Source organism: Actinomadura rugatobispora, from assembly GCF_042656285.1.
Taxonomy (GTDB): Bacteria; Actinomycetota; Actinomycetes; order Streptosporangiales; family Streptosporangiaceae; genus Spirillospora; species Spirillospora rugatobispora.
Window position 1 is genome coordinate 1 of record NZ_JBHSON010000172.1, and the last position, 12,796, is coordinate 12,796.

Annotated in this window: 8 protein-coding genes and 2 pseudogenes; 6 read left to right on the forward strand and 4 right to left on the reverse strand. The window is 66.9% G+C overall.

Annotated elements, in window-relative coordinates; translation table 11 throughout:
• Positions 1–1,518: 1,518 nt before the first annotated feature.
• From ACFPZN_RS54475 to ACFPZN_RS54485, 3 genes and pseudogenes are all read left to right on the forward strand, one after another.
• Positions 1,519–1,938: a ribosomal maturation YjgA family protein gene (locus tag ACFPZN_RS54475; RefSeq protein WP_378293018.1), complete on the forward strand. Its 420-nt coding sequence runs from the start codon at positions 1,519–1,521 to the stop codon at positions 1,936–1,938.
• 2,389 nt (positions 1,939–4,327) lie between these two features.
• Positions 4,328–6,110: pseudogene (locus tag ACFPZN_RS54480) on the forward strand (IS481 family transposase).
• A 334-nt stretch (positions 6,111–6,444) separates the two neighbouring features.
• Positions 6,445–7,688: pseudogene (locus ACFPZN_RS54485) on the forward strand (IS110 family RNA-guided transposase).
• Positions 7,689–7,723: 35 nt separating this feature from the next.
• On the opposite strand, the gene ACFPZN_RS54490 reads toward ACFPZN_RS54485, so the two are convergent.
• The 3 genes from ACFPZN_RS54490 to ACFPZN_RS54500 form a co-directional block, all read right to left on the reverse strand.
• Positions 7,724–7,969: a DUF2283 domain-containing protein gene (locus ACFPZN_RS54490; RefSeq protein WP_378293019.1), complete on the reverse strand. Its 246-nt coding sequence runs from the start codon at positions 7,967–7,969 to the stop codon at positions 7,724–7,726.
• Between the two features lie 97 nt (positions 7,970–8,066).
• Entirely contained in the window at positions 8,067–8,501 is a 435-nt protein-coding gene (locus ACFPZN_RS54495; protein ID WP_378293020.1) for a hypothetical protein, read from the reverse strand.
• A 39-nt stretch (positions 8,502–8,540) separates the two neighbouring features.
• Entirely contained in the window at positions 8,541–8,909 is a 369-nt protein-coding gene (locus ACFPZN_RS54500; RefSeq protein WP_378293025.1) for a hypothetical protein, read from the reverse strand.
• On the opposite strand from ACFPZN_RS54500, the gene ACFPZN_RS54505 reads away from it, so the two are divergent.
• The 3 genes from ACFPZN_RS54505 to ACFPZN_RS54515 are packed head-to-tail and all read left to right on the forward strand — an operon-like array spanning position 8,885 to position 11,009.
• On the forward strand, positions 8,885–9,481 hold the full coding sequence (locus tag ACFPZN_RS54505; protein ID WP_378293024.1) for a replication initiator: 597 nt from the start codon (positions 8,885–8,887) through the stop codon (positions 9,479–9,481). The two genes, ACFPZN_RS54500 and ACFPZN_RS54505, sit on opposite strands and share 25 nt — an antisense overlap.
• Complete coding sequence (locus ACFPZN_RS54510; protein ID WP_378293021.1) at positions 9,478–9,657, forward strand: helix-turn-helix domain-containing protein; 180 nt, start codon at positions 9,478–9,480, stop codon at positions 9,655–9,657. The genes ACFPZN_RS54505 and ACFPZN_RS54510 overlap by 4 nt, the downstream gene beginning before the upstream one ends.
• Complete coding sequence (locus tag ACFPZN_RS54515; protein WP_378293022.1) at positions 9,657–11,009, forward strand: tyrosine-type recombinase/integrase; 1,353 nt, start codon at positions 9,657–9,659, stop codon at positions 11,007–11,009. Before ACFPZN_RS54510 ends, ACFPZN_RS54515 begins: the two co-directional genes overlap by 1 nt.
• Positions 11,010–11,455: 446 nt before the next feature.
• On the opposite strand, the gene ACFPZN_RS54520 is transcribed toward ACFPZN_RS54515, so the two are convergent.
• Entirely contained in the window at positions 11,456–11,788 is a 333-nt protein-coding gene (locus ACFPZN_RS54520; protein ID WP_378293023.1) for a hypothetical protein, read from the reverse strand.
• Between the last annotated feature and the right edge of the window lie 1,008 nt (positions 11,789–12,796).

Consider the following 12,796-nt stretch of genomic DNA (forward strand, 5'->3'; position numbering starts at 1 on the left):
GGCCGTGGAACCCCGCCCACCCGGAGCGACATCCGGGCCACCGACCTGACCACCACCAGAAAACACAAACCGGTCAGGCCGCCACACGACCCAACCGGCGCTGTGAAAGATCGAGGCTAGACGGTTCCCCGCTGGCGCACTTGATCCCGCCAGACCTGTCCACTCACCTCCGCCGCGTCCATGCTTCGACGGTAACCGGGTAACCGGGCCGGGGAGTCAGCGTACGCCGCGAGCCCTCACAATCTGAGGACAAGCCGACCAGGAACGCAATTTCGGCTCACATCAGGTACGCACCTCCTACCCCAGGAAACCGGGGATTGTCGAGCGTGCTGTGGGATGTCAGGCTGATGTTTCGGGGGTCCCAGACCTGATGGAGTGGGCGCCGTTGACACAGAGTGGCAACGCGGGCAGGACTTCTCTTCACTATCGGGCCTACCTGCCGGTGGGTATCTCTGTGGTCGTCGCGGTTGTGGTGGCGTCTGTCTTGCTTCCGCTGTATTGGCTGGCTCCGTCCTACCTGACCTCCTCGACCGTGGTCGTTGTGTCGATTCTTGTCACGAACGTCATCCTCAAACGGGACGTGGTGTTGTCGAGCGATGGCCGTCTGACCGTCACCGGACTGGGGCAGCACATCGATGTAGATGTGCGGTGCTTGACCGAGATCAGCGTCTCCGCAGTCGCCCGCGGGGGATTCGGCCTCGCACGGGTCCGCTGGAACGGCGGAGGGTTTCGGATGTGGCAGGCCGTGATCTACCTCCCTGACCCACGTCACAGGGGTTCCGCAAGGGCCGAATCACCGGAATCGTCTCTGCGGACTTCCGGGACCTGGTGTACCGCCTATATCTGATCAACCCAACCGTGAGGATCCGCGGCGTCGGACCACCGGCCTGGGCTCTTCCAGACGCCATGCCCAGACCACCCGCTCACTGATGAGCGGTACACCTGGCGGGGGTCTTGCCGGCACCGCGGTAGCACCTTTCCGGCAACTGAGGTGGCTTCGACGTGGGGCCGACGAGGGAACTTGAACCCCTGACCTTCTGTTCACAAGAGACCGGCCGCCCCACGATCACCACCGTCATCGCAGGTAGAACCATGTGCGCTCGGTCGCCGGTGCCAGCACTCGTAAGACTCTGTTGCGGTACTTCTCGCTCGCTCACGGCCTCCGTCGGCCCTTGAGGGCTTGGCTCACCAGTGTTACCGGGCGGGTCCGCCCGACTGGGCAGTCGGATTTACAGCCCGTGGGGGATTCTCAGGGCACTCCCCCTCTGACCAGCGCGGAAACCGATATCGGCGCCCCGTGGCCGCCGAACCATCCCGCGCATATCCCGCAGCTTCGTATGTGGTCCCGCCCAGCGGATCTCGTCGAGCAGCTGGCCTGGACGCGCTGCTTGGTGACGTTCGCGCCGAGTGAAAGACTCATCGGGTCGCGTTTCGGCATGGGAAACGATGCGGTTGCGGCGCGTCCAAGCTCAGCAGACCAGCTGCCACCTTAGTTGCGCTGTCGCCTACCATTGCGTCATGTCGCTCGTAGTGCGCTGGATTCGGCTGCTGATGGTGGTCTCGGCAGCTGGCTTTGCAGTCGCGGCCTTCGCAATCCGTGCCGCGATGGACGGGCCCATCGAACAATATTCAGGCGCCGCCTTGTCCGCGGCCATCGTCTACACGATAGTGATCTGCATATGGCCGCTGATCTCCCCACTGTCCGCCGGCAGTGCCGCGATCGCATACTGCTGGTTCATCGAGTTCGCACAGCTCACCCCCATACCTGCGGCACTCTCCCAACGCAGCTGGTTTGCGCGTCAGCTGCTGGGCGCCCAGTTCGACCTCATTGATGTTGCCTGGTACCCCGTCGGCGTCATCCCATTGATCGCCGCGCATTGGTTCCTCCGGGCCCGCACACGTTCCCAAACCGACCCGGCACCCGCCCTCACATCATGATCTTGAACCAGCCGTGCCCAGCGCCGTGGGCTCACCGTCGACCAGGCGCGCGACGTGCTCCAGGCTGCTCGGGCGGCTCTATGCGCTGTACGTCCTGGCGCTCGGCCTCGGCCTGCGGCGTGGGGAGTTGCTCGGCCTGTGGTGGGAGGACGTCAAGCTCGTGCCCTGCTGGGCGTGCGGCGGCGAGGGCGGCACACTCGACGGTGAAGCGTGCGAGCGCTGCGAGGAAAGCGGCATCGAAGCCGCCACGCTGGAAGTGGTCCAGACACTGCAACGGGTCGCGGGAGCGCTGCGCTTCGTCCCGCCCAAGACAGACGACTCCAAGCGGGCCGTTCCCCTTCCGGCGCTGTTGCATCACGGCCCTGTGCGAGCACAAGATCCGGCAGCAGACCGAAGCCTTGGACGCCTGGTCGAACTGCCAAGATCACGGGCTCGTGTTCCCGTCCCGCCTCGGCACGCCCATGGAGCCGGACAACCTACGGCGAAGCTGGGGCCGTATCAGGGAAGCGGCGGGACTCGACGAGATGCGTTTCCACGACATGCGGCACACGTGAGTCTCGGAAGCCGCGCGGCAGCGATCGCCCTCAACCCCGCGCGGTGCTCAATCACGCAGTGGCGATCGTGGGGCTTCGCCGTCGAGACGAAGCTGTCGGCTTGGGAACCATCGCGGCTCGGCCGTCACCCTTCCCGACCTGGCATTCGTGGGTATCGCAAGTAGCGGCGATTGACCCTTGATCACCGTCCTTAATGACACTACGCCCCTGTCTGACCTGGGTCCTTCTCTCCTCAACGGCACACTCGCGGGGGCTGGGGGTCGCGAGACCCCGCTTCGGATTCGCTCAACCGGCTCGGCTGGATACCCGACGCTTCGTCCCGGACTCTCGGTGGGATCATGGTCGGCGCCGCCTCACCTTGCTCCGATGTGTGATGGCGTGTGATCACGACAGTTGCCGACGGCGGTGTCGCTGTACTTCTGTGCTGTACAGCAGTCGCGCTGACCTGCGAGAGAACCACCGTGATAGGGAGTAACCCGACCGGTACCGCAGGGCCGTTCACAGCCCGAGGAACGGAAGCGGGGGCGGCAGTCGATCGCCCCAACCCCGTACGGCGCGCAACCGCCCATTGCGATCGTCACGGCCTTATCCGTCGCGGCGCCCTAATGTGGAGATGGGCTGTCTCGGGACAGGTCCCGGCCATGCCTCGCTACCCTTGTCACCGTACCAGAATGTTTAATACCGGATATGGTCCGCTGCCGAAGGTAGGGGCATGCGTCGTTCACTTCGCTTGTTGGTGATAATCGCCAAATACGGCTGCGCAGGCCTCTTCGTGGTCGGCTTCGTATCCCTTTCGCAGGGCGGCGTGATGGGCGATGAGATCAAGGATGCCTCCACGATCGGGTTCGCACACCCCGGTGAGTCGTGCAAACCGGGCGAGTCGGGCTTCTATAACGTAGCTGATGGAAAACCGCTGTCCTGTACGGCAACCGGACCAGTGTTCGCTGTTCCGGGGGACGAGGACGAGTTGGACAGATTGGCCGCACGACTGGGCAGGGGCGGGCTATCGGCCACCGACCGACGCCAGATCCAGCAGCGTTGGGATGAGATCATCCCAACGCTCCCGCCTGACCGGCGGCCGTATCCCAAGTGGAAGGCCGTGTGGAGCGTTCGCCTGACCCGGCTGGGGACCAAGATGGTCGCGGTCAGCATCCCCTGTATAGCTGTCCTGTGGCATAGGGAGGTTGGGATGATAGCGGCCCGCATCCGCGACAATGCCAGTCTCCGACGGACGCATCGCCGACTGATGTGGCCACCTCTGTCGGCCCGCGCCACACCGGACCAGAAGTCCGAACAGGGGCCAACCCACAGTAACGAACCCTCTGAATAAGATCAGAATCTGGCACCCAGATAGTGTCCACAAACTACTGACATTCCCAGCGCCCCGATCGCTACTTGCTTTGTAAGGGCGAGCGGGCAGTGGATGTTGCTGCGGTTCTGGTACCAGTTGGCACAGCCGCACTGAATCGGCCGTAATCGCCCGAGCCGATCGAGCGGCTGGGGATGACTCGGCTCGAGAAGCGTACGGTATGAGGCTTGCTCCGCTTCATGGTGTGCCGTGTGGGCGGCCGGTCGGTTCGGGACGGGGGTCGGCCCGCAGAGGCCGCATGCCCGGCCCGGGGCCGGTCGGCCGCCCGGCGCCCCGCAACGCGGGGCGCCCTTGAAGACGTGGAAAAAGTTCTAATCAGGGTGGTCGGTGGCGGTTTGTGCTGTCCCGGGACATGCTTGACACCTCTGTCCCAGCAGATGCTTGACAGGTGCCTGTTCGGCTTGGCTGTCGCGTGTTCGTTTGCGGGCGTCGCGTGTCAGGGAGGCCGGGATTGGCCCTGGTCGAGTTGTCGGTGGTTGAGCAGCGGTATCGGGCTGTGCTGGAGGTCGAGGCGGGTGTGCCGGTGACCGAGGTGGCGGCCCGGTTCGGGGTGTCGCGCCAGAGCGTGCATGCGTGGGTGCGGCGTTATCGCGCCGAGGGGTTGGCGGGGCTGGCCGACAGGTCCAGGCGTCCGGTGTCCTCTCCTGGGCAGATGAGCGCGCGGGTGGAGGCCGTGGTGTGTGAGTTGCGGCGGGAGCATCCGCGGTGGGGGCCGCTGCGGATCGTGCACGAGATCGCCCGGCTGGGTGTGGAGCCGGTGCCCTCGCGGATGGGTGTGCATCGGGCGCCGGTGCGGCATGGGCTGATCGAGCCGGGCCGGCGGCGGCGCAGGCGGGCGGAGTTCCGTCGCTGGGAGCGTGATGAGCCGATGGCGTTGTGGCAGATGGACATCGTCGGCGGGGTGTTCCTGGCGGACGGGACCGAGTGCAAGGTGGTGACCGGGGTCGATGACCATTCGCGGTTCTGTGTGATCGCCTCGGTGGTGCCGCGGGCGACGGGGCGGGCGGTGTGCCTGGCCTTCGCTGCCGCGTTGGGTGAGTTCGGGGTGCCGGCCGAGGTGCTGACCGACAACGGTAAGCAGTTCACCGACCGGTTCGGGCGGGGCGGTGAGGTGCTGTTCGACCGGATCTGCCGCGACAACGGCATCGTGCACCGGCTCACTCAGCCGCGTTCACCGACCACGACGGGCAAGGTCGAGCGGTTCCATCAGAGCATGCGGCGTGAACTGCTGGATGATGCGGTGCCCTTCGATGACCTGCCCGCGGCCCGGGAGGCGGTGGCGGCCTGGCGGGTGGATTACGACACGCTCCGTCCTCATCAGGCGCTGGGGATGGCCTGCCCGGCCGACCGGTTCGACACCCGGGCCGCCCAAGACGAGCAGGAGTTGCTGCCGTTGCGGCTGCCCGCCGCGATCCGCCTGGCCGCCGTCCCAGCGGCCACCGAACCGGCCGGTGTCCCCGAACCCGCCGCGACCGATGTGCCGGTGGCGGCCGCCGCCGAGATCAAGGTGTGGAACGGCGGGGCGGTGGAGTTCGATCGGACCGTCCCGGCCAGCGGCAACATGTTCGTGGCCGGGCGCCAGTTCTGGCTCGGCCCCGCCCAGGCGGGCGTCACGGTGACGTTCTGGGCCGATACCGATGTCATTCACCTACTCAATGCCGGGGCCCGGATCAAGTCGGTGCGCTCGCACCTGTCCACTGCCGACCTGACCACGCTGGCCGCCCGCGGGGCCCGCGCAGCCGGCCCGCCGCCGCTGCCGCCCGCCGAGAATGGGGACGCGGTCGAGGTCGACCGGACCGTCAACAAGGACGGCAACGTCGGCCTGGGCGGCCGGCTGGTGCTGGCCGCCGAGATCCTGCGCGGCCGCCGGGGGCGGCATCCGGATCGAACCGGCCACCTTGATGTTCTTCGACCTGCACTCGCGGGAGCTGCTGCGGACGCGGCCCAACCCGTTCACTCCCGATCGGGTCCGTGCGCTGCGCGGGCTGCGGCGGGCCGGGCCACCGCCCCGGCCACGGACCGAGCCGATCACCGTGCAGCGGCGGGCCAGCAACACCGGCGTCGTCATGGTCGCCGGGCAGAAGGTCGCTCTGGGCCGTCTGCACGCCGGACGGGTGGTCACCATCCACGTCGCCGACACCACCCTGTCCATCGAACTGGGCGACGACGACACCCGGACCGTCCGGCGGACCACCACCCAGCCCGTCCGCAGCATCAAGGCTCACCGGCCCCGCAAGGCCGCCCCATGATTCCTAGAGCATCCGTCAAGCATGTCCTGGGACCAAAACGTCAAGCATCTCCTGGGACTAGACATGGTCGGTGGCGGTTCCGGCAGATGCGCTCCGCCGTGTTGGCGGGTGCGGCAGGGTGCTGGTCGTGGTTCGAGCCGCCCGCGCGGTGATCCCTGAGAAAGTTCCGAGCCTTCGAGCTTCCGGATGAGACTGGGACCCGCGCGGGTCGCTGGGATCGCGAACGGCTCCATCGGAGGGAAGGCCAGCGAGCCTTGTGATTAGAGCGCCGCGCGTCCCAGCCAGGCCGCCACCTGCATCGACGGGTCATGGCTGTCCGAAGAAGGGCTTCCGGGTGAGAACGTTCTGCGGGATCGACTCGGCCGAGGATCACCACGACGTCGCCCTGGTCGACGAGGCCGGCCAGTTGATGGCCAAACGCCGGATCAGCGACACCGTCGAGGGGTTCGAGGAGCTGCTGCAGTTGCTCGCCGACGTCGGCGATGACCCCGACGATCCGATCGCCGGTGGCGATCGAACGCTGCGCGGGCTGCTGGTGGCCGCGTTGCGCGGCAGTGGCCGGCAGGTCTTCGCCATCAACCCGATGGCGGTGGCCCGCTATCGGGAGCGCCATTCGGTCGCCCGCAAGAAGTCCGACCACGTCGACGCGATGACGCTGGCAGGGATCCTGCGCACCGACGCCCACGCTCACCGGCCGCTGCCGACCGACACCGACCTGGCCCGCGCCATCGCCGTGCTGGCCCGCGCCCACCAGGACGCCATCCGGCGCCGCACCCGTGCCTCCAACGCGCTGCGCTCGCTGCTGCGCGAGTACTTCCCGTCCTTCCTGGCCGCCTTCGCTGACCGCACCACCAACCTGGCCGGCCGCGACGCTCGCGCGGTGCTCGGCATCGCGCTCACGCCGACGGCGGCCGCCGATCTGCCGCGAACCCGCATCACCGCGGCATTGCGCCGGGCAGGTCGGCAGCGCGGGATCGACCAGCTGGCCCGACGGATTCAGCAGGCCCTGCGGCAGCCGCAACTACACCAGCCGCCCCTGGTCGAACAGGCGATGGGCGAGCAGGCCCGCGCGCTGCTGGCCGTCCTGGACGCCGAACGCGACAACGTCGACCGGCTCGGCCAGGCGGTCGCCGAGGCATTCGCCCAGCACCCCGATTACCAGATCATCACCAGCTTCCCCGGCCTGGGCGACGAGCTCGGGGCCCGGTTGCTGGCCGAGATCGGCGACGACCGGGCCTGGTTCACCGACACGCCCGCGCGCTGTAGGCCTACGCCGGATCGGCACCCATCACCCGCGCCCCCGGGCGCAGCGTCTCCATCACCCGTCGCTCGGTCAAGAACAACCAGCTGGCTGCAACAGGGTCCGTATGGGCGTTCTGCGCGTCCTCCAAAACCGGGCCCGCGCGCACCCACTACCAGCAACGACGCGACCACGGCGACAAGCACCCCGCCGCACTACGGCACCTGTTCAACCGCATGCTCGGACAGCTCCACCACTGCCTCCAAACACGCCAGACCTACGACCCACTCAAGGCATTCCCCCCCCCCGCCACTTTCCGCAGCCGCTCGACGCCTTAGCGCCATCGGAGGTCTCATCCGAGTGGCTTCGCTGGTCAGGGATCCAGGCGTTCGGCGGTGCCGAGCAGGTACGGCGGCAGTTTGGAGCGGGCGCCAAGGATCTCGATGCCAATGACGCGCCCCTCCTCGTCGAAGTCGAGGTTGATCATGCCGTCGACGGCGATGGGATCACACGGGTAAGTCTTCACCGCCGACCCCGGCGCTCCGGCTTGGGCAGGGTCCTCGAAGTAGATGTAGGCGGCGTTGCCCTGCTGGTCATAAGTCACCTTGAGTTCGGCCACATGCTCTCCTTGCCGCGGTGGATATGGGGATCATCTCAGCAGCCCACGTCAGCCGAGATGGTGGAAGCGGCTTGACGTCCCAACAACATCGGAGGTCTCATCCGGGGTTGGCTGCTCTGCTGAGGGCTGCCCTCATGGTGGCGCAGGTGATCGCGTCGCGGCAGGTTCCCGTGCTGGTCAGCTCGGTGCGTAGTGGCTCGGGGGCGTTGGGATGGTGGGCGATGGCTTCGCGGAGTGCGAGGTTTCGTCGGCCGTGGTTTCGGGATTCCAGTTCCGCGAGTCGGCGTAGGCCGGTCTCGGGCATCTGAGGGCGTAGCAGCGCGTTCCACGCAACGGTTGGGTGTTCGTCGTCGGCAAGGCGTCGTAGGACCTGGGGCGGTGTCTGCGGGTTCTTTGCGATCGCGATTCGTACGGCGGGAAGCGGGTCTTCTGCCAGTTCGTGGAGCCGTTCGGGTGGAGTGTGGCGTCCCCTTGCTTCCAGGACTCGCCGATAGCCAGCCAGCTGATTTGCTCGTGAAGGCGTTCCGCTCACGCGTCGATGGTCTCAAGACCGGCGGCCATGCCCCAGGGATCAGGCCATGAGTTTGCGGAGGGTTTCGCGGGTTTGGTCGGCGAGGCTGGTGGCTGCGCCTAGACGGTTGTCAATGGTGTGGTGAACGCCCGGCGGCGGCTCGTCGGTGTTGAGGGTGCTGGTGTACTCGTCCCAGTGGGACAGCTTCCAGTGATCGCGCGGGGCGTCTCGGACCTCGATGTACTCGTGCATGGTGTCGAGATCGCTATGGACCCAGATGGCGGCGACCTCAACGCCTCGGGCCTGGCAGCGGTGGGTGAGGCGGGGCAACCAGCCGGCAGTGTTCAGCTCGGTGACGAACGGGGCCGGCCAGGATGATCGATACGCCGGTGGCGCGGTCACGCATGCGCGCGGCGCCGTCGCCGCCATCTCCCCGGCCGTCAACGGCGTTCCGGCTCAGAGACACGAGTGGGGGGACACAGCTCGACATTCGCCCCATCACCACGTCCGGAGACCTCACCGATCGGGCGGTGGCGGGCTACATCGCCAAGTACGCGACCAAGGCGGCGGAGTGCGTCGGCACCCTTGACCGGCGGATTCGGGCTACCGATGACCTTGGCGAGTTGCCGGTCACCGGCCATGCCCGGCGACTCATCGCCGAATGCCTCCGCCTGGGTGCCCTCGACGACTTCGCCGAACTGCGGCTGACCGACTGGGCACACATGCTCGGCTTCCGCGGCCACTTCTCCACCAAGAGCCGCGCCTACTCCACCACCCTCGGCGCCCTCCGTGAGGCGCGCATCGCCCACAACCAGCAACAACACGAGATCACCACGGGGCGGCTGCCGCTCACCGACGAGGACCAGGTCCTCGTCATCGCGCACTGGCGCTACCTCGGCCAAGGGCTCACCCCCGGCGAAGCACTTCTCACCGCCGCGCTTACCGGGAGACCTCTGCCGCCGCTCAGTCCCACCGTCACCGCCCAAGGGAGCGCAGCTTGACCGAACTGGTCCTCACCGTCGATGAAGCCGCCGAACGGCTCCGCGTCAGCCGCTGGACCCTCTACAACCTCATCCGCTCCAACCAACTCCGGACCGTCAAGATCGGCCGTCGCCGTCTCGTCCCCGCCAACGCTCTCGCCGAATGCCTGGACCTGCTTGCCGAGGAGGCTGCCTGATGATCAAGACCGCGCTTGCTACACCTGAGGAGCCGGAACGCCGCAAGGTGCGTAAGGCTCGGGCTCGTCGACGGGCCAACGGTGAGGGGACGATCGTCCAGCGCAAGGACGGTCGGTATGAGGCCAAGGTCTTCATGCCCACCACGGCCGGGACCATCAAGCGCGTGAGTGTCTACGGCCGGACCCGCGACGAGTGCCACGCCAAGTACGTCAAGCTCAAGGCGCAGGCTGACGACGGTATCCCGGTCGCCTCGGTGAGCTGGACTGTTGAGCAATACCTCGCGTACTGGTTGGAGCACGTCGTGCGGGTGGAGCGGCGGCCCAAGACCGTCCAGGGCTACGAGAGCGTTGTCCGCCTCCACCTTGTGCCTGGGCCGGGTAAGAAGCGGCTCGGCAAGCTCACGGCGCGTGATGTGCGGGTCTTCATCACCAACGTCCGCCAGGCGTGCCAGTGCTGCCGACACGGATGGGACGCGCAGCGCGACAAGCCGCGGTGCTGCGCTCTCAAGGGTGGGGAGTGCTGCGAGTCCCGGCTCTCGGTGCGCATGGTCCAGTTCGTTCTAGCCGTGCTGCGGAACGCGCTACAGGCGGCCGTCCGGGAGGAGGTCCTTACGCGGAACGTCGCCCGGCTCGTCACGGTGACCACGCCCAAGTACAAGGTGAATCGGGGCTGGGCGGTCGACGAGGCGCGGGCCGTCCTCAAGGCGGCACACAGCGAGCGGCTTTACGCGCTGTACGTCCTAGCGCTGTGCCTGGGCCTGCGGCGTGGGGAACTGCTCGGGCTGCGCTGGGAGGACATCACGCTCACGCCCTGCCGGGTCTGCGGGGGAGAGGGCGGCACCCTGGACGGTGAGGCGTGCCCGCACTGTGCGGAAACCGGCATCCAAGACGCCAAGCTCGAAGTGGTCCAGACGCTCCAGCGGGTGGCCGGCGAACTCCGCTTCGTCCCGCCCAAGACCGATGACTCGACTCGGACCATCCCGCTGCCGGACCTTTGCGTCACGGCGCTGTGCGAGCACAGGGTGAGGCAGGATGCCGAACGGGCGGGCGCCTGGCCGAACTGGCAGGATCACGGGCTTGTGTTCCCATCCCGCCTCGGGACGCCTATGGAGCCTGACAACCTCCGGCGAAGCTGGGGACGAATCCGTGCGGCGGCTGGCCTTGGGGAGATGCGGCTCCACGACATGCGGCACACGTGCGTCTCGCTGCTCCTGGACCTGGGCGTCCCGCCGCACGTGGTCCGGGAGATCGTCGGGCACAGCGATATCGAGGTGACGATGACGATCTACGCTCACGCGGCCCTCGACGAGAAGCGGGCGGCGCTTCGGAAGCTGGGGGATGCGCTCGGCTGAGGTCGTTGTCGTCAGCGCTGTCGTCAAAAACGCCCCGGGCCGTTTGGCTCCGGGGCGTTTTCGCTGGTCAAGGGTGGTGGGCAGGGGCGGGGTCGAACCGCCGACCTTCCGCTTTTCAGAAGTGGCAACCACCCTGCCGCCGTCCCGTCCACCGAGGTCAGACGGTGGTAGACGTGTGCCGATAGATGGGGTTGGTGGCCGACGTTGCCGTCAGGGTTGCCGTCACCCTCACTGGCTCTACCTCAGTGTTTCCGCCGTCAGGCGCGCCGGTTGCGCTGCTCGGCCCGGTGTCGGTGACCACCTGGATGCGAACCACCGGCATTCCAGCCCCGCTACGGCCCCGTCCAGCTCGCAACGTGTGCCGCCGTGAGCCTGCGTGAGCTGTCGTCAAGGGCCGTTGCTGTACTTCCATGCTGACCAGCAACGCATGGGAGCGGGCTGGTCTCTCAGTCAGAGTCGGACATGCCGTGTGCCTGCTCGTAGGCACGGATGACCTTCCTGGGGATCGGTGGCCGCCCAAGCTCGCGCACCTGAACAGAGACCACAGTCTGGCCGCGCACGTCAATCTCCATGTACGTGCTCGACGCTGGATTCGTGGGATCCCAGCGTGTCCTGATGCCCTGGTGAAGGCCGACAGCGTCCATGGCTTCGCGCATGGCCTCGACCAGGAGGTCGTAGTCGACCTGGGGACCGTACTCCAGCCGCAAGGGCTCACACTGCTCGGCCCGCAAAGCCTTCACGAGCACCGAAACCAGCTCTGCACGGTCGACAACACTCATCAGCACAGGCCCTCTCCAACAGCAGGTCCCCCGAACCTACTCTGCGGCCCTGACGAACCTTGGCCGGCAAAGAAGGACAGCACAGAGCCGATCGGCTCGGACCAGCAGTTCAGCGGATCCACAGTCCACCCACCCAACTCCTCCGACCTGAGCTTACGCCGATCGGATACCGAACTTGGGCCCGTATTCGGCACACTCCGCTTTCTCAACCAGCGTGGAGGCACGGGCCCGCTAGCCAACCAACGCATCCCGCTAAGCGTCCTGATTCCGCAGATGAAACCCACATCGGAGGGAAGCATGGTCTACCTCAGCGAACTGAAAGCGATCGAGCAGCGATGGAAGGACGCTGGCTCACCTCGATGCGAACACCCAAGGACGGCTAAGGAACGAATGGACTTCGATGGCGCCCAGAGCGGTGACCATGGATGCCTCGATTGCGGTTTGACCTGGTGGCATACCCAGCCAACGCCAGAGCCGCGGGGCACATGATGCCAGTCGGACCAGGGATACGAGCTTCGTGATCACGTTGAGTGGCCGTCCCCGGCTTCTGCTGGCGACATGAGGAAGTGGGCAGTAGGCGTCATATGATCCGTAGCAAGATCAACACAGTCCAGGATCGTCCACATCCGTCCCTTGACCTGGCCACGCCCTTCCCGCACATCCACCACCGTCCAGCCCGATCCAACCCCGTTGTTAGCACCCCGTTAGCACGCCGACCGTCCCGGAGGGCGCGCCCGCGCGAACGACGAGACGCTGTGACAGACCGCTTCGCGCGGGTGTGCGCTCCGGCCCGCGGGGGCTGGGGGTCGCGAGACCCCCGCTTCACTCTCGCCCAACACTTCAGTCCGGGTACGCGCCACCTCTTCGTCCCGAGCTATCGGCACTCCTAGTACTCCAGCCGTAGAAGGTGATCTTTATCGTTTCCGGGTGGATTGTCGCTGGTAGTGGCAGGTGCGGGCGCGGGCTTGGTGGCGTCGCCGCCAGTGCGACCAGTGCAGGCAGTGCGCG

Coding starts and splice junctions, on each gene's coding strand:
- ACFPZN_RS54475 (WP_378293018.1), top strand. CDS start 1,519: ATGTCGCTCGTAGTGCGCTGGATTCGGCTGCTGATGGTGGTCTCGGCA.
- ACFPZN_RS54505 (WP_378293024.1), top strand. CDS start 8,885: ATGCGCGCGGCGCCGTCGCCGCCATCTCCCCGGCCGTCAACGGCGTTC.
- ACFPZN_RS54500 (WP_378293025.1), bottom strand. CDS start 8,909: ATGGCGGCGACGGCGCCGCGCGCATGCGTGACCGCGCCACCGGCGTAT.
- ACFPZN_RS54515 (WP_378293022.1), top strand. CDS start 9,657: ATGATCAAGACCGCGCTTGCTACACCTGAGGAGCCGGAACGCCGCAAG.
- ACFPZN_RS54520 (WP_378293023.1), bottom strand. CDS start 11,788: ATGAGTGTTGTCGACCGTGCAGAGCTGGTTTCGGTGCTCGTGAAGGCT.